The following is a 24,238-nucleotide window of genomic DNA, read 5'->3' on the forward strand; positions in this document are numbered from 1 at the left end:
GTTATTTGTCTGTTCTGAAAGGAGACGCCGGTAATTGTTCCTTATTACACAGATTGGGATTTACCGGGTTATCTGACCAGGCATAACGGATATACACAGGGGCTGCAATTTCATTGCTCCATACTATCACTTTATTCCCTTCTATTTTTGCATTTGCCCGCACAAATTTTTTACCGGCGCCCGCAATTTCAAACGTAGCGGGCGCTTCTCCATCTTTTGTGATGAGGCCATCACCTGTATGTGTAAAGCTGACAATAATTTTGTCTCCGTCAATAACAGCCGATTGATAAAGAGGGCCGCTGTAGGTAATATCTTCCCTATAAGCCGTTTTCATCGCTGCGAGCGCCAATCGCTCACCCACATCTTTTTTATTATCAGGATGAATATCGTTCCACTCACCAAGATCAATAGCCACTGCCATGGCCGTATTTGGAACCGATAATGCCTTCAGCTGCGATTCCCGCAGCATAGCCCAGTCGCTCTCCACAGGCAGGTAATTGTAATCCTGGAAACCAGGTAACTGCACATAGAGAAAGGGAAGGGTGCCCTGGCCCCATTTCAGTCTCCAGTCACTGATCAGTGCTGGCAGTAGTTTTTCATATTGTTTAGCCTGGCCGGTATTCGCTTCGCCCTGGTACCAGCAGAATCCTTTGATGGTATAATTGATCTCCGGGGCTATCATGGCGTTGTACAGAGCTGCCGGCTGATACTGGAGAGTGATCCGTTTTACAGGCGTTGTAACGGGATTAAAAACGGCGCCTACTTTATATTGCCAGCTGCCTTTCAGGTCAATGGTATCGCTGCCTGCGAATATGCAGTATGGCTTATCTGCTACAAAGCCGCCTTTACCGGCAGTGTTGGTAACACGTATTACAAACAGGTTCTTACCTGCTTTCAGTACACCCGGCGCTATATTGTACCTGCGTTGGGGATACTGGTAGCTGGTAGTACCCGCCTTTTTGCCGTTGATATATAGCTCATCTGCATCTACGATCCTTCCCAGGAAAACCCTGGCTGCTTTTCCGGTCATGGAAGCCGGTATCTCTATTTCCCGGCGGTACCACACAACACCATTCAGGTCCCGGATGCCCTGGTCTTCCCAGTAGCCCGGAATGTTGATATTACGCCAGCCTTTCGGCGCATAGGCTATATCATACCATGCGGGCGAAACAGCCAGTCCTGCATCTGCCGGCTGTGGCGCAGTTGCTGCCTGCCTGCTAAAGCTATTGATATAGGCGGTGTCTTTATTTTTTTCGATGACTGCTGTTTGCGCAGGGAATTCTTTTAGTCCTTCGCTGCTGATCCATGCTTCTATAGGTGTGCCTCCCACGCTGGCATTAATAATGCCAACAGGGATCCTGTATTTTTCATGGATCTTTTTTGCAAAGAAATATGCTACGGCAGAAAAGGGCCTTACTTCTTCTCTCACCGCAGGCACCCAGCGCCCGGCAGGTAAGTCCTGTTGGGGACCCTGAAGGTCAGTAAGCGTGGGCACCAGGAACTGCCTGATCTGCGGGTAATCTGCTGTGGCAATATCATTGGCATAGGTTACATCATGGACGTTCATCTGGTGAACCATGTTCGACTGGCCGCTGCAAAGCCATACATCTCCAAACAGCACATCATGCAGGGTGATCTTATTGCTTGCTTTAATATTTATGTTGTACGGGCCGCCTGCTTTGGTAGGAGGCAGCTGTACTACCCAACTGCCACCAGTGCCGGCAGTTGTTTTATATACTTTGCCTTTGAAGCGGATCTCTATCTTTTCATTGGCTGATGCCCATCCCCAGAGCTTTACTTTTTCATCTCTCTGGAGGATCATACTGTCGCGCACAAGCGCAGGCAGCTTTACCTGGGCAGTTCCGGCATATACAGAAAAAAGGAATAACGGGAGGATAATAAGTTGCTTCATAACGGGGATATTTACAGACGGAATCTACCGGTTAAGTATAGTTTCAGGTGGACCAAGATAGGTTTTTCTTATGTTACCAAAATCCAATACCAGTTTTTGTAAAACCACGCCGCTGTCTACCATCCAATACTTCAGTGTATGTTTGCCCGGCGCCAGTAACTGGTGCTTACTGGATTTGATAATGATGTTCTCTGCTACCCATTTGTCCCAGTTGCCTTCTTTGTTAATGCTGATGATCTGCGGCACTTCATCATCGATGGAAACTGCATACTGCAAACCATTTTCACTGTTATGGAAATTCAATGTGGGAGAGCAGTATGCGTTGATGCTAACATCGCCTTTACTATAGGTATAGAAATCATATTCCACACGGGGCGCATTGCCTACGGGCTGCTGTGCTGCTGCAGTCACAGGAAAGGTGGTGATGGCAGACCCGGTTCTTCCATGACCGGGAAGCACTTTCCAGCTAATACCGTTTGAGTGGACGGCTCTCGTGAAATGGGCAGCGGCAATAGATACTCCTTTTTCCGCGGCTTCATAAAAAATATTACCGGTAATGCCGGCAGGAATATTTGCACGCTTAAGATCCCGTGCCTCCTGTGTTTTTCTTTCGGTAACTACATGCGGCGGCAGGTATTGCACTTCCGGCATTTTTTGTTGAAGTGGTTGCTGCCAGTAAGTGTAGCCAATATGCGCCTGATCCATCATGTGGTTCCATTTACCATTATTCAACTGGTGATAGGCTATGGTGATCAGAGAATCTTCAAGATAAAAGCGTTTTACATTATCCGCATAGGCATTGGTTTCCGGCCATTTGTTTTTATACGCTTCCCTGTTCAGAGCCACGTTATAGTACATTGCATTCAGGTTGGCAGATGCCTTCACGGGATGTAATACCAGCTGGAAGTAGGCGCTGTGGTAAGCCGCTGGTAATTGCCTGTTGATGGTTTCAGCTTTTTTTAGCAGGTTGTTGTAATCATTAACAACGGTAGCCCATTCGTCAGGAAGACTATAAGTATTGGCATCCAGCAGTTCAGGTTTTCTTCTTGCATTGAAGGTTGTATAGGCAGTAATAATGGCTGCAATGTCTTTGGCATATTTATTACCAAACTGGTCAGCGGCCCATTTTTCCGTATATCGCTGAAGGTCGCCGGGGCCGGTATTTTCCGGGTTCCATGCGTAATCGAGGAAGAAGGAGATGGGGAATTCCATCGGTTTAATATCACCTGCATTCACGATCCATATTTCCCTCGCGTTATATGCCCAGGCAAGATGCATTTGCTCCCATACCCTGGCAATGGAATTGGTGTTGATCCATTTATAGTTCCTTGGCCCACCTACATAATCAAAATGATAATAAATGCCAGAACCACCTTTGCGTTTGTTTTCACCGGGGCGTGGTAGTCTCCGGATGTTGCCCCAGTTGTCGTCACAAAGCAGCAGGGTTACATCATCAGGCACGCGCATTCCTTTGTCGTAATAGTCCTGTACTTCTTTGTACAAAGCCCATAGCTGCGGTGTTCCGCTGGCGGGTTTACCGGTTATCTCCGTAATGATCTGTCTTTGATCAGCAACAATCCTTTCCAGCAGTGTAGTGGCTGTTTTTTCCGACATAGGCTCATCGCCATCGCCCCGCATGCCTATGGTTATAATTTTTTCATTGACCGCTCTCTGCACGCCGTTGCGCCAGAATGCTTTCAGCCGGGTGCTGTTACTGTCGTAGTTCCACTGTCCGGTTCCATATCTTCTCCATTCGTCGTGCGCTCTCATCATCGGTTCATGATGCGAGGTGCCTATTACAATGCCGTATTTTTCTGCAGTGGTTATATTCAGCGGGTCATCGTCATAAAACGCATTGCCCCACATCGCGGGCCAGATATAATTGCCTTTCAGCCGGAGGATTAGTTCAAATACCTTTTCGTAGAAGCGGTGATTAAAGCCACCGAATTTTTCCCTGCTCCAGTTGGCCAGCGCCGGCGCTTCATCATTGATGAAGATGCCGCGGTACTTTATTTTGGGGGCATCGGTGATGGATATATTCTTTTTAATAGAGACGGATGTTTTCTTTTTCACGGGTACATCCGCCCACCAGTACCATGGCGATACACCCAGTTGCCTTGATAATTCAAATACGCCGTAGGCCGTTCCTCTTTTGTCGCTGCCCGTAATGATAAGCTGGTTGCCGGTACTTTGGATCAGGTAGGCTTCCCATTTGTTTTTTATTTTTCCGGGAGATGTAACGGGTAGTGATGTTCCCGGTGATCCGATAATGATAGCAGGTGTTGCAGGAATGGAAGATACAACAGGCAGTTTCATACCGGTAACCATTTCTATATCCTGTTGTAGCCAGCTAGCGGATTGCAGCACCAGCGGATCATCAGCCGGGTCAACGCAAATAACTGCACCGGCCAGGGAAAATGATGCGTCAGACAACCGGTCGGTAATGATCGATTGTGCATAGCAACAAGTTGCCAGCATGCATGCTATGAGAGAGGATATGCTCCGTTTCATAAACTACCCGTTGTTAAAAACCAATACTGTTCCCGCCATCTACCGGCAGTATTACGCCTGTAATAAATTTTGCGGCATCACTGGCCAGGAAATAAGCAGCTTCACCTATATCGGCGGGTTGACCCATAGTGCCCATCGGGGTTCTGGCAAATACTTTTGCTTTTCTTTCCGGGTCGCTGTCCAGTGCTTTTGCCGTCATGTCTGAATAAATAAAACCGGGTGCAATGGCATTTACCCGTATGCCTTTGGGAGAAAGCTCAACGGCCATTGCCCGGGTCATACCGTCAATTGCTGTTTTACTGGCAGAATAGGCAATCACTTTTGGAATGCCATATTGAGCTGCCATAGAGCTGATGTTAATGATGCAGCCGTTTTGCTGCAGCAGCATATGCTTTACCACTTCCCGGCTCATTGAAAAAACGGCGCTGAGATTGGTAAGGATCACCTGCTGAAATTCTTCGTCTGTAACATCGGTGAAATCTTTTTTCATATTGGTGCCAGCATTGTTCACCAGTATATCGATGGGGCCGTGGCGATCAATTACTGTTTGAACAAAGCCGGGAATGGCAGCGAGATCGGTGACATCGCATGGGATGGCATGACACAGTTCTCCCAGTTGTTGTTGGGCTGTATCCAGCCGTTCCTGGTTTCTTCCGGCAATAACTACCCGGATACCCTGTTGTACAAATTTCCCGGCAATGGCCAGCCCGATTCCCGAGCCTCCGCCCGTTACAATAGCTAATTTTCTTTTTGTCGCAGTCATCTTCCTTCGTCAGTTTAATATACGGTAGCTAAATTCCCGGAGCAAACGGGAACCGCAGCTGTTTATAATATTCAAGTGTTTTATCTGGCTGTTCATATTGTGGAGGGATGGGCATTTTGCTGATGGTCTGAAAATACAGCACACAGGCATTCCTCCACCAGATAGCTTCTTCATGTTGTATTTTCAGCAGCATGCTTACCTGTTCAAATCGTTGTTTGTCTATGTACGGCTGCAGTGTTTTCCATGTATCCTGCATTTTGCCTGCCCGTTCAGCGCCTTTGTAGTATTGATAGCAGAGCTCTTCCCATAAAGTGCGCCTGCTTTTTACCGTAAAACTCCACGATACATGATGAAACCACAACAGGTATTTTTCGTCGCAGGTGCTGCTGTCTTCCCATTGTTTTCGTGCACCCGGAAAGTATTGGGCCAGGGCGTTACTGCCTGTTATAGTACGGTTAAATCCTATACCAAGGCTATCTGCTTTATGATAATAGACAGGGTTCCATTCCGGGCGGCGCTGGTCGTCTACCCAGGGTGCGGGCCCGTAGTGGTGGCTGGTACCCATGATGTGATGCAGACCAATGGGATTGGAATATTGTACAATGATGTCGCGGCTTTCCAGCATTAAGGCAGTTGCCGCTTTCAGAAAGTCCGTATTATCTGAAAAGGTCATGCGCAGCCATTCATCTGCAAGCTGTCCACTGCTAAGGGTATGGTCCCATGCCAGGCGTCCCAGGGCATACCAGTTGGCTTGTGCAAACGGGTGGCCGCACCAGTTAATGTCATTACCAATATTGGCTACCCCGGCCATGCCGCTGAGGGAATGTTTTTCCAGGCTGCCATCTATCACTTTGGCTACGGTGCTGCCTTTCCCTTTGCTGTAGGTATCGCTGTTGAGGGTTTCTTTGAATAGGGGTGCAAGGAAAACAAGGCTTGTTCCCTGCCCAAGGTATTCCTGTGTTACCTGGAACTCCATCATCAGCGGTGTTTTGGGCATGGCGCCAAACAGCGGATGAAAAGGTTCCCGGGGCATAAAGTCGATAGCCCCGTTCTTTACCTGTACCATTACATTAGGTCTGAACTGCCCATCGAGCGGAGCAAAGTCGTCATAAGCCTGCTTATGCCGGTCTGCAGGGTTGTCATGGCTGTACACAAATGCGCGCCATATTACGATGCCTTTAAATGGGGCAATGGCATCTGCCAGCATATTGGCGCCATCCGCATGGGTGCGTTTATAATCCTGCGGACCGGGTTGTCCTTCACTGTTGGCCTTTACGAGGAATCCGCCGAAGTCGGGGATACGGGTATATATTTCCTTTACTTTTCCCTTCCACCATTGTAGTACATTTTTATCCAGCGGGTCTGCTGTTTTTAAGCCTCCTATTTCAATAGGAGCGCTGAACCTGGCGGTGAGATATATTTTGATACCGTAAGGTCTGAATACATCCGCCAGGGCTTTTACTTTTTCGAGATAGGCAGGAGTGAGGAAAAGGGCGTTGGCGTTTACGTTGGTGATCACCACGCCATTGATGCCAATGGATGCATTGGCCCTCGCATAATCGATATAACGCTGATCAATATACGTAGGAAGCGTATGCCAGTTCCAGACAGAGAACCCTGCGTAGCCTCTTTCCACCGTTCTGTCGGCATTGTCCCAATGATTGAGCATGCGTAAACGGATCTTTGGTGCAGAGATGATATGCAGCTGCCGGATGGGTTGGGAGGTTTGCAGGAGACGCAGGAAATGAAAAGCGCCATAAAGCACGCCTTGTTCGGTATTGCCGCTGATGAGCGTACAGGCTTTACCGTTAATTGTTTTCGAAACGATAACGAATCCTTCTTCGCCGGCATCTTTCAGCAGTGCTGTTATATCTGCCTGGCCGATCAATGAGGAGGAGCGGGGAGTGCCTGCAATGATGGCGCCGTTACAGGGGATAGCGGTATTGGTATCTATTTTAGTTTGAAGTAAGCCCGACAGGCCTGCAAACAATTCTTCGTTTACAATTTTCATCGTTGCAGAGGAGTTGCCTGCAATAATGGTAGTAATATTTTCCCGGTAAGATGTGAGTAGTGTTTTATTGCTGACCGGTTTATATCTCAGCCAGAGATCATACCCGTTTTCTCCTTTTGTTATAAAGAAGCAGCATAAGTATAAAATCAATAACGTGGTCTTTTTCATGTGTTTTATGCACTTTTTGCGCAATCGGTTGCGTAAATATCTCAAAAAAAACTTACTCCCGCAATTTCTTTTTCAGGGAAGAGGCCCTGATCACCATTTCCGCCCGTAGTGTAATGGCATCGGTGGTATACAGGTTGCTGATCCCTTTAAGATGGTTAATTAAATAGGTAGCGGCGGTATTGCCGATGCTGTCGCCGGAATAGTCCATGGTGGTAAGGTTAGGCTCAATCACCCGGCTGATGGGATCGTTGTTGAAGCCGGCAAAGGCAATGTCATCCGGGATACGGAGCCCGGCTGCCTTGAGGGCAAGCATGCAATACACGGCGGCGGTATCATTGGCGGAGAAAACGGCGTCGGGCCGTTCGCCCGGGGGCAGGTCCAGGATATACCTGGCTGCTTCAGTTCCGGCCTGTTCGGAGAGGGTGCTTGTCAGGTATAGCTTTTTGGAAACCGGCAGGTGATGGTCGCGCAGGGCCTGGCGGTAGCCGTTCAGCCGCTCCTGGTACACATTCCGCAACAGGTTGCCGCCCAGGTGCATGATCCTTTTACATCCCTGCTCTGCCAGGTGCCTGGTAATATTATAAGCCGCCTCATAGTTATTGATGCCCACGGAAGTGCTTTCCTCGTGCGGGTAAATACGGTCAAAGAAAACAACGGGGATCTTCCGCTTGAAAAACGGCTCCAGGTGGTGGATGTCTGTTGTATTATAGGAGAGTGAAATGAGGAGCCCGTCCACTCTTTTATTAAACATGGTGGCCGCATTGCGCTTTTCTTTCTCCACATCTTCGAGCGATTGCGCAATAATAAGGTTGTAACCATGCCTGTTGGCGGCATTTTCCATGCCGGCCAGTACAGACGACATGAAATGGCTGTTAAGCCGGGGCACCAGCACACCCAGGGTATGGGTATGCCTGCTCCTTAAACTGCTGGCGAATGTATTGGATTGGTAACCAAGCGTTTTGGCGGCTTCAGTGATCTTTTTCCGGGTGTTTTTGCTGATCATGGGATTGTTTTTCAATCCCCTGCTTACAGTGGCAGCCGAAACATTCAGGTATCTGGCTATATCATATATCGTTACCTCCCGGTCTTCAGACATTTTAGTGCAGCTTGTTCGTCAAAGGAAATGAACTTTTTTTGAATAAACAAATGCAATCGGTTACGTAACTCCTGATTTTTCTTATATTCGTTTCCCGGGGCAAACTATGACCCGCTGATATCAATCAAACCACCGGGGAAATAAAAGTAAGGGCATCGCCGGGACTAACAACAGGAGAAGTAATTTCTAAACAGGCGATAACCGGGATATGGATGCTATTGCGGTATGGATGCAACATTCATCTCTCTCAAAAAATAAATATTTTATGTTAATGCATGAAACCATGCGCTGGTTCGGGCCGCATGATATTGTTGGTTTGAAAAACATCCGGCAGTCGGGTTGCGGTGGCGTTGTTACCGCATTACATCATATTCCTGTTGGCGACGTGTGGCCGGTAGCAGAAATTCAGCAACGGAAAGCCCTGATTGAAGCAGAAGGTATGAGCTGGACGGTAGTGGAAAGTTTGCCTGTTAGTGAGAATATCAAACGGCAAAGCGGGAACTACCTGGCGCATATCGACAATTATAAGCAAAGCCTGCGAAACCTTGCCGCCTGCGGGCTGAATGTGATCACTTATAATTTTATGCCTGTATTGGACTGGGTACGTACAGATATCAGTTATACCCTGCCTGTGGGGAGCAAGGCTCTTTATTTTGAGCGCGCCGCTTTTGTGGCGTTTGATCTTTTTATGCTGAAAAGAGAGAACGCTGCAAAAGATTACGCCGCCGCTGAAACTGCAGCGGCAGAACAATGGCTGCATACGCATACCGAAGAGCAAAAACATAAGGTATTCCAGAATGCCTTATTAGGTTTGCCGGGTAGCACCGGGCGATTTACACCGGAAGAAATTTTGGCCGCACTGCAAACCTACAGGGATATTGATGCATCGAAGCTAAGGGAACACTTATTTTATTTTTTGGGAGAAGTAGTGCCGGTGGCGGAAGAACAGGACCTGAAACTGGCCATACACCCTGATGATCCGCCTTACCCGGTGCTGGGATTACCGCGTGTGGTGAGCACGGAAGAGGATCTGCAAAACATTGTAAACGCAGTGCCTTCGCCTGCCAACGGCTTGTGTTATTGTACGGGATCACTGGGGGTAAGGCCGGGCAACGATCTTACAGGGATCATCCGGCGATTGGGAGCGCATATCCATTTTCTTCACCTGCGTAATACCCGCCGGGATGCTGCCGGGAACTTTTTTGAAGCAGATCATTTAGATGGTGATGCAGACATGGTAGCCATTGTTCGGGAGTTGTTACTGCTGATGAAACAACGGGACGTTTCTTTACCGGTACGGCCGGATCATGGTCACCAGATGCTCGACGACCTGGATAAGACCACTTACCCGGGTTATTCATGTATAGGAAGATTGAAGGGGCTTGCGGAGCTTCGCGGGTTGCAGGTAGGGTTGGCCAGTTTGTTGCAGGCCTGAAATAATTTTTAGTATCCGTAGCTGACACACCGGTGTTCCTGTGGCTTTTACCTTCCCCGGGAGGCGTTTTACCGGATAATACTTGCGCGACGCATGCTCCGGCCTGTAATTTCGTCGTAAAAAAAACGATGGAAAACCCACATAGCAAAATCAGCCCTACCGCGAAAATTGCCGCTTACTGGAAGTCTTTATCGGATATTCCTTTCTCAAAGGAAATTGCGGTTGCCCTGCAGGCAGAGCAAACCGCGCAGCAGTCGCTCGGCAATAATATAGCCGCCATGATCACCTTCTCTCCTTTAATACTGGAAGCAAGGTATAAGGCCATTGATGCCGCTATTATGAAAAGCGGGGCACAGCATATCATCGAACTGGCCTGTGGCTTATCGCCCCGTGGCTTGCAGCTTGCAGCGGCAGGGATTGAATATATAGGAACAGATTTACCGGAAATACTTGCAGAAAGCCAGCCTGTTATCAACAGTATAGGGTGGCGACAGGGATTGCCCATGCAGCGTATTCATTTCCATGCAGCCAATGTATTGGATAAGGCGCAGCTTGAAAATGCTGCAGGGCATTTCCAGGGAAAAACATTTGATATCTGTAACGAAGGCCTGCTGATGTATTTAAATACTTCAGAGAAAAAGATCATGGCGGAGAATATACGGGCTTTGCTTAAAGTTTCCGGTGGTTGCTGGATCACTACGGATATAATGTTTTCAGATATACGGAAGCAATTATTTGCCGCACTAACCGGCAGCCGCAAAGAACTGTATACTTCTGTGCTGGGCAACATTTCAGAACAGGTAGGAAGAAATATTACGGCAAATGATTTTGCAGATGAAGCTGCTGCTATGTCTTTTTATGAAGCTGCTGGTTTTAACATTGAAAAAATCCCGTTTTATGATGGCAGCTACCCGCTTTCCACACTGTATCTGGTGCCTGACGAAGTACAGGAATGGGCACTGGGGATTTTAACAGAGGCAAATACCTGGATACTTCAACCCAGGGAACAGGTATAAGCAAGCACTCCTGTAAGGGCGCCTGCTGCGTAAGTATGGTGCAAACAGAAATCACCATTACCGTGGAACCTACCAGGCTTGGAACCATCAGCAATGAAAAACAGCCGGCTCTTGTTTTGAGCCGGCTGTTTTTTTATAAACTCACCCTGTTAAAGAAATTAATACTTAAGGAACCAGATACTATTTTCAGGCGTACCGTGTGATGGCCATCCGCGGGAAAGGAAAGTGTGCCTGCGTCTATGAGTGACCAGGCGCCGTTGCCGGTAACCGGCATGCTGATCACCGGCAGATCCACACCATCAACACTGAAGCGGATAGAAGCCGCCTGGTTGGAAGAGTAGCGCACTTCGAACTTGCTGTTGCCGGCGCTGAAGGGAAGCTCTCTCCATTCCAGCCATTCGTTGGCCTGTGTGTTGTTCACATGCCATCCGCCGTAGGTGTCGCCATTTTTCACGATGTCCAGGTCGCCATCACGGAAAGTACCGCCGCTGTTGCCGCTGCTGAGGTCATTGTAAAAATCGCATCCTTCCGCTTCCACTTTCAGTGTGGCAGGATATGGGTCATTGCTGAAGCGCCGCAGGATATTGATACGTTGATTGGGATAATCATAATAAGTAACATCTTTGCTCCTGAAAATAGCGGCATTCTCTGCACAATCGGTGAAGCCTTCCAGTAAGGTAAACAGGGCGCCGGCTCCCCAGGTGTTGGTGAGCGTGTTGATCCAGGTTTGCCCGTGGTTGGCATCGATGAACATATTGGTAGTGCCCTGCACTACGCGGAAGCCAGGCACGCCGGAGCCTACTTTTACACCGTTGAAAGTATACAGCGTGGAGGGGTTAGTCATGTTAAACCAGTTATGCACGGCATCCGTTACCGTTGGGTCGTTCACGGCAGGGTCTCTGTCGATCCACGATTTTTCAATGACCAGGTAAGGATTTTGTCCGAAGGTAGCGTTGAACTGGGTGCGTATATATTGCAGGATCTTCTTCAGGTTACCGTTACCGGAATTAATAGCCCAGCTGGGATGCACGGCCCAGAAAAACACCACCGGCCTGCCGTTATACTTAAAGCGTTTGGCGTCTGGTATATTCTGATAGGCGGTTTTGATATTGTAGGTCCAGATGTACTTATAATTGGCCGTATCGCCGCAGTCGAAAGGAGTGGAGGTCGTATAGCCCAGCCCGTTATCCACATTCCTGTTGGCGCACCAGGATGAGGGGCAGTCATCAAATACAGCGATGGTGAATTTACCGGTTACCCCCCTGCGGTCCATGGCTTGCGTGAGCTTTGTCAGCTTACGCGGATCACCATGGTCAACGGTAGGCACATTGGGACTGTAGCCACGGCAATTGGCGGCGAAGAAGTCCTGCCCGCTGAAGGCAAATTCTTCCACCAGGTTATCCCACCAGTCGTCTTCGCTGGCAGATGATTTATACAGGGGCAGGTTGTAAAGGATGTTACCTGCAGGTGTGGGATTAGGGCCTCCTCCTGAACGGATGGTGTTATTGAAGCCAACTACGGAGCCAATAAATTGGGTCGCCGCCAGGGTGTTCGCGGAGGCCGACAACGTTTTGTCACCTGGAACAGCTTCCGGTTCCAGTGCTTTCTTTGAGCAGGATGATATGCTCACTACAGTGATCAGTACACTAACAAATAACAGGTGTTTCATAATGTGAAGTTTTATAAGATGGTAAATGAGGCATTGAAAGAAGAATGCCTATTAACGTGGAAAGGGGGCGCAGCATTAGTGATGCCGCTGCCTCATGGCGGGTGATAATAATTCATACCGTGGGTTTAAAAGGCGAAGGTAGAAGCACCTGCTTAACAAAAGGCTTAACAAATGCATTAATAACGTGGAAGACACTACGAAAAAAGGGACGCTTGCTGTTTTCGGAGCTTTTCCGTATCATTACGCCTATAACGATAACCCGGTTAACCCAGTTTGACGGAAACAAGCTGCATCTTAAAAGAACGGACTCATGGACACTCATGCTTTTGCACTGCCGGCAGATGGTAAGGATTATTTCCAGGCAGGTGATTTTATTTTTGATATTGATGATACCCGGTCGGGGCAGGGGAGCGATTGGTTTCTATTCGTGGAATTCCAATCAATACCTGTTCAGGGGCGTTTCAATGCCATTACCGGATGACGAGCAGTTAAATTATTTAACGAAAGATATAATTGTCATGAGAGAAAAACTGGTTTCATTTTGGCAACGTTTTGGCCCGCCCCTGGAAGCGGTGGGGCTGATACTTTTACTCATTGCAAATACCTACATGAAAGATTCCATGGCTTTCAGGGTGGTAGCGATCCTTTATTGGCTGATTTGCCTGCTGCTTTACAGCATCACTGAGCCCAACTACCGTAGAATAAGGTTCTGGGTGTTCCTGGTACTGGGATTGCTGCTGGTAATCAACCAGCTTCCTCAATTTACAGGCGTGATGAATTAGCTGCCCGTTTCAGGCTTTTCTTTTTTATCTGTATAACGACAGCGTATCCACACAGTAAGCGGTGTTATGGAACCGGACGACCCTTGTGCCAATACCGGACATTTTTTTCCCAAAAATATGTATATCCCAATGATTAACAGTCATAAAATACCTGGCATTATTGTGGGGCGTGTCATCTGACCAAAGTCGCTATTTATGCTGAAAAACTATTTCAGGGTTGCCTGGAGAAACCTGGCTAAAAATAAGATCTTTTCTTTCATCAATATCTTCGGTCTTGCCACAGGTATAGCAGTGGCTATGCTCATTGGCCTGTGGATATATGATGAGGTTTCCGTTAATACGCATCATAAGCATTACAGCACGCTGTACCAGGTGATCATGCATCAAACTACTGACGGGGTAAGGCGTACCAACCGTGGAATGCCTTTATCCATGGGAGATGAGCTGAAAGCCAGGTTTGCCGAATTTGAAGGGGTAGCCATGTGCGACTGGGGAGGAAGGCATTCTTTATCCTATGGCGATAAGCGGTTCAGTAAGGAGGGCTATTTTATAGGGGAGGAAGCCATTGATATGTTTTCATTTAAGGTGTTGAATGGTGATAGCCACCCCTTGCATGATCCATACTCCATTGTGCTCACAGAAGAAACGGCGCATACGCTTTTCGGGAAGGAGAACCCTGTTGGTAAAATAGTGAAGCTGGACAATGCCTACGACCTGAAAGTGACCGCCGTTGTTGCCGGGCAGCCCAAAAATGCTACCCTTGTTTTTGACCTGTTACTTCCCTGGCAGCTACAGGAAAATATCTATCCTAATATCAAAACTTACAAAGACAATTGGGGAAATTACTCCTGGCGTACGTTTGTGCAGCTGAACGATCATGCCGATCCCGGCACCGTAAATGCCAAAATAAAGAATGTAATACTGGATCATTTTCCCGGCGACCAGCTGGTGATCAACTCAAAGCCGGAAGTGGCGATGTTTCCTATGTCGAAATGGAGATTATACGCCGATTTTGAAAATGGCGTGAACACCGGCGGTTTCATTAAATACATCAGGATGTTTGGAGCGCTTGGCCTGATCGTATTGATAATTGCCTGTATTAATTTTATGAACCTGAGCACAGCCCGGTCTGAAAAGAGGTCACGGGAAGTGGGTATCCGCAAGGCCGTAGGCAGTTTACGGAAACAACTGATGGGACAATTCCTGATTGAATCGCTGTTTATTTCGGTGTTGGCCTTTTTTATGGCCCTGGGCATTACGGCTATTGCTTTACCTTATTTCAATAGGCTTACCGAAAAAACGATGAGCTTGCAGATCACCAATCCCTATTTCTGGGGGATTATGATAGTGTTTACCGTATTAACCGGGTTGCTGGCAGGCAGTTATCCTGCCTTTTACCTGTCGTCGTTTAACCCGGTAAAAGTGCTGAAAGGAACGCACCGCGTTGGGCCGGGCGGCGCCCTGCCACGGAAAATACTGGTGGTAACCCAGTTTGCCTGCTCTGTGGTCCTGATGATTGGCACCATTATCGTTTACCAGCAAATTCAGTACGGAAAGAACCGCCCGGTTGGCTTTAATAAGTATGGGTTGATTTCCATTAATTACTCTGATGATATCAAGAGGAATTTTGATCCTTTACAACAGGAGCTGTTAAATTCCGGCGCCGTGGTTTCCGTTTGTAAAACCAATTCGCCTCCCACCGAAGTTTGGGCAAGACAAAGCGGCTGGGAATGGAAGGGGAGCCAGCATAATGACAAGCTGATCTCTTTCCCAACCATTGCTACCGAGTATGACTATACGAAAACACTGGGTATTCAAATGAAAGAAGGCCGGGATTTTTCGAGGGATTTTGCTACCGACTCAAGTGGCGTGTTGTTAAACGAGGCGGCTGTAAAGCGCATAGGGCTGAAGAACCCTGTAGGGGAGGTATTGAAATGGAATGGAGAGAACCGGACGGTGACTGGCGTAGTGCCTGATATGCAGATGGAATCCCCTTTTCAACAGGTTTCCCCCTTAATGATCGTGTTCTTTAAAGGCTGGGTGAACCAGCTTTGCATCCGTATAAACCCCGGTATGCCGGTATCTGAAGCCATTAGCCGCATGAAGCCGGTGTTTGATAAGTATAATCCTTCCTTTCCTTTTGAATACAAGTTCGCAGACGAGGAGTATGCCAGGAAATTCAACTATGAAGAGCTGGTGGGAAGCTTAGCTGCCATCATTGCAGTATTAGCCATTATTATTTCCTGCCTGGGCCTTTTTGGCCTGGCTACTTTTATGGCAGAACAACGGACAAAGGAAATCGGTATCCGCAAAGTGCTTGGGGCCAGTGTAACAAACCTGTGGCAGATGCTTTCAGGAGATTTCGTGGTATTGGTGTTAACAGGATGCGCCATTGCCATACCTATTGCATTTTATGTCATGGATAACTGGCTAAAGCAGTATGAGTATAAAATTCATATTGGTGTATGGGTATTTATGCTGGTGATGGCGTTATCTGTAGTGGTTACCCTGCTTACAGTGAGCTTCCAGGCAATAAAGGCCGCTATAGCCAATCCTGTAAAAAGTTTGAGAACGGAATAGCAGTTGTTTCCCTGCGGTTTTCTTCATAGTGATGGGGCCGGCGTTTTTCCAACCAGTTATGTTGTACTTATTTACAACAGGCCTTTTTGTATCACGATAAATACGTTTTACGGTACTGGCTGGGCGTTTGCAGCTTTACTTCCTTGAATTGTTTACTGAAATGCGCCCAGCTTTTATAACCGCTTTCATAGCAGATATCCAGTATTGGCTGGGTAGTGGAGGTAAGTAGTTTACAGGCGTGGCTGATCCGTAAATCTCTCAGGAAATCAAAATATGTTTTCTTGATATTTTTTTTGAAGAAGCGGCAGAAGTTGGGCACACTCATATTGGCGATAGCCGCTACCTCTTCCAGGGTTACTTTTTCCAGGTAATGTTTAAAAGAGAAATCAATAATTCTTTCGATGACCGGGTTCACTACGTTGCCGGTGTCGTTGAAGTCTTCCGACAGGGTTTTATATTGCGTGGAATGGCCTATTTTATGCAGGCATTGCAATAGCAGGATGAGTTTATCAAATCCTTTTTCGCGGTACATCAGCTGCATACTTTCCGACACTTCCTTTTTCAGCGCCTTCCCCAGTTGTATACCGTTGTTCTTTTGCAGCAGGGATTGTATCGTTTTCATCTCCGTCATTTGTAACAATCCCTCTCCCCAGCAGTCGGCCGTGAAGTGTATCACCAGGGCGGCCCCTTTCATCTGCGGATGGCTTTTCCTGAACCAATGCGGAAGATTGCCTGCCATGAAGAATACATCGTTCACTTTATAATCGCATACATAGTCTCCGATCATAGCAGTTCCATGTCCTTTTAATATCAGGATCAATTCATATTCGGGATGTTTGTGCCAGCTGGTTTCGAACTGCGGTGTTTCATAAATGCGGCAGGCAAAACTCTGGCTTGAATCATTGGTGATTTTTTGAAGAATCGTTTTCATACAGGCCCTAAGATAAGCCATCTTATCATTTAAATGGATGAATATGTCGAAATATTGATAAGATAGCATATTTTCTTTCAAAAATAGCGGTTGAATACTTTTTAAAATCAGGCAATATTTGCTTATCAAAAACACGATATGAAAACAGTTACAGGAGAGAAAACATTCTTCGCAGGAATTCCGGCTATTCAATTTGAAGGTCCAAAGACAGATAACCCATTGGCTTACCGCTGGTATGATGAGAACCGGGTAGTAGCCGGCAAAACAATGAAAGAGTGGTTACGTTTCGCTGTTGCTTACTGGCACTCTTTTAATGGAACAGGCGCAGATCCTTTTGGAGAAGCAACGCATCTTTTTGAATGGGATAAGAACACAGATCCTGTTGCCAGGGCGAAAGATAAGGCTGATGCCGCTTTTGAGCTCATTACCAAACTTAATCTCCCTTACTATTGCTTCCACGATGTGGATGTGGTGGATTATACAAACGATATCGAGGAGAATGAAAAGCGCCTGCAAACGCTTACACAGTACCTGAAACAGAAGCAGGAAGAGAGCGGGGTGAAGTTGTTATGGGGAACCGCAAACCTGTTCAGTCACCGCCGGTATATGAACGGTGCGGCCACCAACCCCGACTTCCATGTACTGAGCCATGCGGCAGCACAGGTAAAGGCTGCACTTGATGCTACCATTGCGTTAGGCGGAGAGAACTACGTTTTCTGGGGCGGTCGTGAAGGCTATATGAGCCTGTTAAATACAAACATGAAAAAGGAAAAGGAGCACCTGGCCAGGTTTCTGCAGGCGTCAAGGGATTATGCCCGCAAGAATGGGTTTAAAGGCACTTTCTTTATTGAGCCTAAGCCTTGTGAGCCTACCAAGCACCAGTATGATTATGATGCAGAAACAGTGATCGGCTTCCTTCGCCAGTACGACCTGCTGAACGATTTTAAGCTCAATCTTGAAGTGAACCACGCTACACTGGCAGGCCATACCTTCCAGCATGAATTGCAGGTAGCAATAGATGCCGGCTTATTGGGAAGCATTGACGCCAACAGGGGCGATTACCAGAATGGATGGGATACAGACCAGTTCCCTACCAATCTTAACGAACTTACAGAAGCGATGCTGATTATCCTTGAAGGCGGTGGCTTTAAAGGAGGCGGTATTAATTTCGATGCAAAGATCAGGAGAAACTCTACCGATCCTGCTGATATATTCTATGCACACATCGGTGGGGTAGACAGCTTTGCCCGTGCCCTGATCACCGCTGATGCGATCCTTGAGAAAAGTGATTACAAAAAATTACGCCAGGAACGTTATGCTTCTTTTGATGCAGCCACTGCAAAGGCATTTGAAGCAGGACAGGCCAGCCTGGAAGACCTGCGCGCTTTTGCCGTTGCCAACGGAGAGCCGGCAGTGAGAAGCGGAAGACAGGAATACCTGGAGAATATCATTAATAACTATTTGTAGCATTTTAAGCATTCCCGTTATGGCCCTCGTGGCTATTACTCCCACCTGCTCTCATAAGAGCGGGTGGGATTTTTTTAGACTTTTAGTGTCATTCCATGTGGCAGCAGCGGAAGACTGTGCAGTTTCACCCCGGTAACATCTGCTATTGCGTTGCGGATGGCAGGGGCCACGCCAACAATCGGCGCTTCGCCTGCCCCGGAAGAGGGAAGATCCTTCCTGTTGAGCAGCAGGATGTCCAGTTCGGGAATATCCCCAAACCGCGGCACCCGGTAGCTGAAAAGGGATGGATTTAAAATACGCCCGTCTTTAAAATCGACCGCTTCAAACAACGCGCCTCCAAGTCCCTGCAATACGCAACCCATTACCTGGTTTTCCAGGTGCAGGGGATTTACAATGGCGCCGCATTCAAAAGCTACCACCAGCCGGAGCACCTGCAACTGCCCGTTGGATTTATTATAAGCTACCTCCGCACAGGTGGCCACATAGGCGTTTTTTACAAATGCGCAGGCTATACCGTAACCACGACCGGTTTCCTTTTGCCGCTTCCAGCCGAATTTGGATGCTGCGGCCTCCAGTACCTGTTTAAACCTTTCATCTTTTAAATTGTTAAGCCGGAACTGGAGCGGGTCCTGTTTTACCTGGCAGGCCAGGTCGTCTATCACGCTTTCGATGGAGAACACGTTGGCCGTAGCTGCAAGCCCGCGGTAGGAGCCCTGTTTCAGCGGTGTGTCGGATGGATGGTATTGAATATGCCGTTGCGCCACTTCATATGGCACTTCGATGCCTGCGCCGCCGGAATTGTAGTTATGAAACTCCCAGGAAGTAAGCAATCCTTCTTTACCGGCGCCGGCGTTTACTTCAATGAGCCCACCGGGTCTGAAGTAAGCCCATTTGAATTCTTCTTCACGCGTCCACAATACTTTTACCGGCTTACCTGTGGCCCTGGCCAGTCTTGCTGCTTCCACCGCCGCTTCCCCGCTGTGTTTTCCACCGTAGGCGGAGCCGGTGTCCGGCATCATCACCCGGATATTATTTTTCGGGATGGAGAATATTTCCGCCAACTCTTCCTGTACTCCGAAAGGGCGCTGGGTGCCGGTCCATACCGTTAGCTTTTTATTTTCCCATACCGCCAGCGCTGCCCGCGGCTCCAGCGGAACATGGGCGATATACTGCACTTCAAAATGTTGTTGTACCTGTATGGGGGCTGCCTGCCAGGCCGCTCTGATGGCTTCCGGAGCGCCCTTTTCCCTGTTTTCCGAATGCGTTTTCAGGTACGTGAAAATTTCCGCCCTGGAAGGCTGTGGGGTGGTTTTCCAGCGGGCCTCTATCCTGGCCAGCGCATTGGCGGCTGTTTGAGGATCAGGGGCGGTTACACCGATGAAATTATCTTCCCTAACAACAGTTACACCGGAAGAGATCTTTGCATTCCCAGTATCCGCTGAAAGCAGCGATGCACCATAGGAGGGAGGGCGGAGTATTTTCCCGTATACCATACCCGGCAGGGTCATGTCAGATACGTATTTATGTTTCCCGGAAACAAAACTTTTCGCATTCACCTTTGCTACCGCGGTGCCGGCGGTGCTCCATTTATCCGCCGGTGTGAGCTGTACCTGGTCATTTACCGGCAGCAGTATTTTCTGTCCTTTTGTGAGATCGCCGAAGCTAACTGTTTTACCCGAGGGGGTGTGGATGACCTGCCCATTTTTTACTTCTACGGTTTGTTTGCCAACATTCCATTGTCTGGCTGCCATGTTTGCCAGCTCTTCTCTCAGGGAGGAGGCTGCCTTCCGCAGCTTCGGCCCCATAGCAGGCGTAGTAAGACTTCCATAGGTGCCGCGGTCGTAAGGCGTAAGCAGGGTATCACCCATGATCAATTCGATGCTGCTAACAGGAAGGGAGAGTTCTTCCGCCACTGCCTGCGATAAAGAAGTGCGGATGTTCTGGCCTACTTCCACTTTCCCGGTGTAAACGGTGACCGTTCCGTTTTCCAGGATATGGATCCATGCGGCAATAGTATCATCAGCGGGAGGAAAGAGGCCCGGTTGTTTTGACAATGCGTTCAGCTCCGTATAGGTAAGGGCCACCGCGATGCCGCCGCCTAGCAGTTTCAGGAAATTCCGCCTGTTGATCCCTTCAACGGAAGCTTCTTTTGTGCCTAAATTTTTCATTACCTGTGGTTTTAAGTTAAGCTTTGCTGACAGCTTTTATGATCCGTGGGTAAACGCAGCAGCGGCAAATATTTCCCTGCATGGCTTCTATGATCTCCTGCCTGGTGGGCCTGGGATTTTTTGTTTTTAAAGCAACTGCTGAGATGATCATGCCGGAGCAGCAGTAGCCGCATTGAAAAGCATCTTCATCAAGAAACGCCTGTTGTACGGGATGCAGCTGTCCTTCTTTTTCCAGTCCTTCTATGGTGACCACAAATTTATCCTGTACGCTGGCCAGCGGTGTAATACAGGAAGGCGTAGCATGACCGTCGATGAGCACCCTGCATGCACCGCAGGCGCCTTCGCCGCAGCCGTATTTACTCCCGGTGAGATGTAGATTTACTCTTAAAGCATCAAGAAGGGAAGTGTTAGCCGGCACATCCAGGGTATAATCCGTGCCGTTTACATTGATCTTCATAAGAGACGATTTATAATGATGAGAAAACCGTTGCTATCGGGTAAATCAAACTTAATTTAATCATAATAGGGTACTTCTGCAAGCCCGGTACCTAAAGGATAAGAAATGTTGAAAATACACTTATTTATTTTTATCTTACCGTGATTCAATCATACGTATAAATTCCATGTCTACACTCTCTCAAATACTCGAACATAAGATCATTGCCATCGTGCGTGGTGTGCAGCCGGAATATGTGCTAAGGCTGGCAGAGGCCATGTATGCAGGTGGTATCCGCCTGCTGGAGGTGACAATGAATTCAGCTGATCCGCTGACCGTTATCAAAGAAGTATCTGCCAGGATGGGCGATAAAATGATCATAGGCGCTGGCACTGTGCTGGACGCCGTTACGGCCCGTGAAGCAGCTGCTGCGGGAGCCCGTTTTATCCTTTCCCCCATACTGGAACCGGAAGTGATCACAACAGCCCGCGGGCTTGGCCTGGTGAGCATTCCGGGCGCTTATACCGCCACTGAAATTTATGCAGCCTATAAACAGGGAGCAGATATGATCAAGGTTTTCCCGGCTACTTCTGCCTCATATATCAAAGATATTACAGCGCCCCTGCCCAAAATGCACCTGCTGCCAACCGGTGGTATCACACCGGAGAACATCAGGGATTTCCAGCAGGCTGGCGCCGCCGGTTTTGGTATTGGCAGCGCGCTGGTGAATGCAAAGGCCGCCATTACGCCGGAATACCTGCAGCAACTGACGGAAAAATCGAGGCAGTTTATCCGCGCCATTCAATCCTGAAAAAGCAATACAACGTTATGAAAATAAGAAGCTATGAATTGTTCCAGGTGCCGCCCCGCTGGCTGTTCCTGAAAATAGAAACGGACGAAGGTATTATTGGCTGGGGCGAACCGGTGATTGAAGGCAAAGCCGCTACTGTTAAAACTGCAGTGGATGAACTGATGGAATACCTGATAGGTAAAGACCCTATGCAGATTGAAGATCACTGGAACGTGATGTACCGCGCCGGCTTTTACCGCGGAGGGCCTATTCTGATGAGCGCCATTGCGGGCATCGACCAGGCGCTGTGGGACATCAAGGGAAAATACTACAACGCGCCCGTTTACCAGTTGATGGGAGGCAGGGCGCGCGACAAAATGAAGGTCTATTCCTGGATTGGCGGCGACCGTCCTGCAGAAGTGGGAGCTGCTGCCCATAAGATGGCAGAGCAGGGTTTCCTGGCCGTGAAAATGAATGCTACTGAGGAACTGCAGTATATAGACAGCTATGAAAAGATAGATGCTGCTATACAACGTATTGCCGCAGTGCGCGAGGCGGGTGGCCCCGGTATGGGTATCGGCATCGATTTTCACGGCAGGGTACACAAGCCTATGGCCAAAATACTGGCCAAAGAGCTGGAGCCTTTCCGCCCGATGTTTATTGAAGAACCGGTGCTGCCGGAAAATAATGAAGACCTGCGCGAAATAGCCCGACATGTAGCTATCCCCATTGCCACCGGTGAGCGTATGTTCTCCAAATGGCAATTTAAAACGCTGCTGAAAGAAGGATACGCAGACATTATTCAGCCTGATGTTTCACACGCCGGTGGCATTACCGAGTGCAAGAAAATTATTTCCATGGCGGAAGCCTTTGATGTGGCGGCCGCCCCGCATTGTCCGCTGGGACCTATTGCACTGGCCGCCTGTTTGCAGGTAGATGCTACCTGTCATAATGCTTTTATACAGGAGCAAAGCCTGGGTATTCACTACAACCAGGGCAGCGACCTGCTGGATTACCTGGTTGATAAAACCGTGTTCCAGTACAAAGACGGCTATGTGGAAATTCCTTCCAAACCTGGTTTGGGTATAGAGATAAACGAAGCGTATGTACGAAAAATGGCCGAGGAAGGGCATAACTGGCGCAATCCCGTGTGGCGCCACACGGATGGCAGTGTAGCAGAATGGTAAATACAGACCTGCAACTAAAACATGAGTGTTAAACCTACCAATATACGATACCGGATACTGTTCCTGATATTTGTGAACGTAGTGATCAACTATATGGACAGAAGCAACCTGGCCGTAGCCGCTTCTGAAATAGACAAGGAGTTTAAACTTACACCGGTGCAACTGGGGTTGGTCTTTTCCGCTTTTAGCTGGACCTACCTGGCGTTCCAGATCCCCGGCGGCATACTGGTGAACCGTTTTAGTCCACGTATTTTGTATACTTTCAGTCTTATTGCCTGGTCGCTTGCCACTATTATACAGGGGTTTGCAAAAGGCTTTACCACGCTGTTTGGTTTACGTATGGCCACCGGCGCGTTTGAAGCGCCCGCATTTCCCATCAATAACCGGGTGGTGAGCAACTGGTTCCCGGACAATGAGCGGGCTTCCGCTATTGCGGTATATACTTCCGGGCAGTTCCTGGGCCTGGCCTTTTTGATGCCGGTGTTGTCGATGATCCAGCTGGAAGTAGGATGGAAAGGGCTGTTCGTGGTGACCGGTCTCATTGGCATTATATGGGGCGTTATATGGTACCTGTTTTACCGGGACCCGTTCATGCATAAGGGCGTGAACGCCGCGGAGCTGCAGCATATTGAAAGCGGCGGCGGCATGCTGGACAAGCAGCAGGCTGAAAAGAGAACGGCTTTCCGCTGGACCGATCTGAAGGCCGTGCTTTCTTACCGTAAGTTGTGGGGCATTTATATAGGCCAGTTTGCAGTGAACGCTACGCTCTGGTTTTTCCTTACCTGGTTCCCGAAATACCTGGTGGACTACCGGGGACTGGATTTCATCAAATCAGGCTACTGGGCATCGGTACCTTATCTCGCTGCATTTACCGGTATTTTGTGTTCCGGTTTTTTATCAGACTACCTGGTGAAGAAAGGTGTATCTGTTGCAAAAGCGCGCAAGCGGCCTATCATCATAGGTTTGCTGTTGTCGGTCTTTATACTGGGCGCCAATTATGTAAATGCGCCCGGGCTTATTATCTTTTTTATGTCGCTCTCATTTTTTGGGATAGGCTTTGCTTCCATCACCTGGATCTTTGTATCCACGCTGGCACCCAAACATCTCATCAATCTTACCGGTGGTGTATTTAATTTTGTTGGACAACTGGCGGGCATCATTGTGCCCATTGCAATAGGTTTCCTGGCCAGCGGCGGTAACTTCGCGCCGGCATTGGTATTTGTGGCGATGCTGGGGCTGCTGGGAGCATGCTCCTATCTTTTCCTGGTAGGGAATGTGGAGCGGATAAAAACGGGAGAGGATGAGTAAAGAAAATA

The 24,238-nt window shown here is 48.3% G+C and carries 18 protein-coding genes; 9 read left to right on the forward strand and 9 right to left on the reverse strand.

The features are described 5' to 3' along the window. Position 1: 1 nt before the first annotated feature. The 5 genes from FN124_RS13820 to FN124_RS13840 are packed head-to-tail and all read right to left on the reverse strand — an operon-like array spanning position 2 to position 8,461. A complete protein-coding gene (locus tag FN124_RS13820; protein WP_142685293.1) occupies positions 2–1,912 on the reverse strand; it encodes a sialate O-acetylesterase in 1,911 nt (636 codons plus the stop codon). Positions 1,913–1,936: 24 nt separating this feature from the next. After that, positions 1,937–4,423, reverse strand: coding sequence for a glycosyl hydrolase 115 family protein (locus FN124_RS13825; protein ID WP_142685294.1), 2,487 nt, complete (start codon positions 4,421–4,423; stop codon positions 1,937–1,939). A 13-nt stretch (positions 4,424–4,436) separates the two neighbouring features. Continuing rightward, positions 4,437–5,186, reverse strand: a complete 750-nt coding sequence (locus tag FN124_RS13830; RefSeq protein ID WP_142685295.1) for an SDR family NAD(P)-dependent oxidoreductase — start codon at positions 5,184–5,186, stop codon at positions 4,437–4,439. A 28-nt stretch (positions 5,187–5,214) separates the two neighbouring features. After that, a complete protein-coding gene (locus FN124_RS13835) occupies positions 5,215–7,365 on the reverse strand; it encodes an alpha-glucuronidase family glycosyl hydrolase (protein ID WP_142685296.1) in 2,151 nt (716 codons plus the stop codon). A 52-nt stretch (positions 7,366–7,417) separates the two neighbouring features. Then, entirely contained in the window at positions 7,418–8,461 is a 1,044-nt protein-coding gene (locus FN124_RS13840; protein WP_142685297.1) for a LacI family DNA-binding transcriptional regulator, read from the reverse strand. 265 nt (positions 8,462–8,726) lie between these two features. On the opposite strand from FN124_RS13840, the gene uxuA reads away from it, so the two are divergent. Continuing rightward, entirely contained in the window at positions 8,727–9,896 is a 1,170-nt protein-coding gene (uxuA, locus tag FN124_RS13845; protein WP_312847223.1) for a mannonate dehydratase, read from the forward strand. A 128-nt stretch (positions 9,897–10,024) separates the two neighbouring features. Then, positions 10,025–10,912: a hypothetical protein gene (locus tag FN124_RS13850; RefSeq protein ID WP_142685298.1), complete on the forward strand. Its 888-nt coding sequence runs from the start codon at positions 10,025–10,027 to the stop codon at positions 10,910–10,912. A 133-nt stretch (positions 10,913–11,045) separates the two neighbouring features. Here the strand turns inward: FN124_RS13850 and FN124_RS13855 are convergent, their stop codons facing one another. Beyond that, a complete protein-coding gene (locus FN124_RS13855) occupies positions 11,046–12,581 on the reverse strand; it encodes a DUF5010 domain-containing protein (RefSeq protein ID WP_142685299.1) in 1,536 nt (511 codons plus the stop codon). Between the two features lie 310 nt (positions 12,582–12,891). On the opposite strand from FN124_RS13855, the gene FN124_RS30895 reads away from it, so the two are divergent. The 3 genes from FN124_RS30895 (at position 12,892) to FN124_RS13865 (ending at position 15,943) form a co-directional block, all read left to right on the forward strand. Beyond that, positions 12,892–13,062: a hypothetical protein gene (locus FN124_RS30895; RefSeq protein ID WP_185937189.1), complete on the forward strand. Its 171-nt coding sequence runs from the start codon at positions 12,892–12,894 to the stop codon at positions 13,060–13,062. Between the two features lie 37 nt (positions 13,063–13,099). After that, positions 13,100–13,363, forward strand: a complete 264-nt coding sequence (locus tag FN124_RS13860) for a hypothetical protein (RefSeq protein ID WP_142685300.1) — start codon at positions 13,100–13,102, stop codon at positions 13,361–13,363. Positions 13,364–13,558: 195 nt separating this feature from the next. Continuing rightward, positions 13,559–15,943 carry an ABC transporter permease gene (locus tag FN124_RS13865; RefSeq protein WP_142685301.1) on the forward strand — a complete coding sequence of 795 codons (2,385 nt, stop codon included), beginning with the start codon at positions 13,559–13,561 and terminating at the stop codon, positions 15,941–15,943. A gap of 91 nt (positions 15,944–16,034) precedes the next feature. Here the strand turns inward: FN124_RS13865 and FN124_RS13870 are convergent, their stop codons facing one another. Next, on the reverse strand, positions 16,035–16,874 hold the full coding sequence (locus FN124_RS13870) for an AraC family transcriptional regulator (RefSeq protein ID WP_185937190.1): 840 nt from the start codon (positions 16,872–16,874) through the stop codon (positions 16,035–16,037). Positions 16,875–17,012: 138 nt separating this feature from the next. Between FN124_RS13870 and xylA the strand changes: the two genes are divergently transcribed. Continuing rightward, entirely contained in the window at positions 17,013–18,341 is a 1,329-nt protein-coding gene (gene xylA / locus FN124_RS13875; protein ID WP_142685303.1) for a xylose isomerase, read from the forward strand. 74 nt (positions 18,342–18,415) lie between these two features. Here xylA and FN124_RS13880 read toward each other — a convergent pair whose 3' ends face one another. Together FN124_RS13880 and FN124_RS13885 are read right to left on the reverse strand one after the other, a co-directional pair. Further along, complete coding sequence (locus FN124_RS13880; RefSeq protein ID WP_142685304.1) at positions 18,416–20,509, reverse strand: xanthine dehydrogenase family protein molybdopterin-binding subunit; 2,094 nt, start codon at positions 20,507–20,509, stop codon at positions 18,416–18,418. 16 nt (positions 20,510–20,525) lie between these two features. Beyond that, the gene (locus tag FN124_RS13885; protein WP_142685305.1) at positions 20,526–20,966 is read right to left on the reverse strand and encodes a (2Fe-2S)-binding protein; all 441 of its coding nucleotides are present in this window, start codon (positions 20,964–20,966) and stop codon (positions 20,526–20,528) included. Positions 20,967–21,132: 166 nt separating this feature from the next. On the opposite strand from FN124_RS13885, the gene FN124_RS13890 reads away from it, so the two are divergent. The 3 genes from FN124_RS13890 to FN124_RS13900 are packed head-to-tail and all read left to right on the forward strand — an operon-like array spanning position 21,133 to position 24,230. Further along, positions 21,133–21,756 carry a bifunctional 4-hydroxy-2-oxoglutarate aldolase/2-dehydro-3-deoxy-phosphogluconate aldolase gene (locus FN124_RS13890; protein ID WP_142685306.1) on the forward strand — a complete coding sequence of 208 codons (624 nt, stop codon included), beginning with the start codon at positions 21,133–21,135 and terminating at the stop codon, positions 21,754–21,756. A gap of 17 nt (positions 21,757–21,773) precedes the next feature. Next, positions 21,774–22,922 carry a galactonate dehydratase gene (gene dgoD, locus FN124_RS13895; protein WP_142685307.1) on the forward strand — a complete coding sequence of 383 codons (1,149 nt, stop codon included), beginning with the start codon at positions 21,774–21,776 and terminating at the stop codon, positions 22,920–22,922. 21 nt (positions 22,923–22,943) lie between these two features. Then, a complete protein-coding gene (locus tag FN124_RS13900) occupies positions 22,944–24,230 on the forward strand; it encodes an MFS transporter (protein WP_142685308.1) in 1,287 nt (428 codons plus the stop codon). Positions 24,231–24,238: the final 8 nt, after the last annotated feature.

The sequence above is a fragment of the Chitinophaga polysaccharea genome, assembly GCF_902150045.1.
GTDB classification, from domain to species: Bacteria; Bacteroidota; Bacteroidia; order Chitinophagales; family Chitinophagaceae; genus Chitinophaga; species Chitinophaga polysaccharea_A.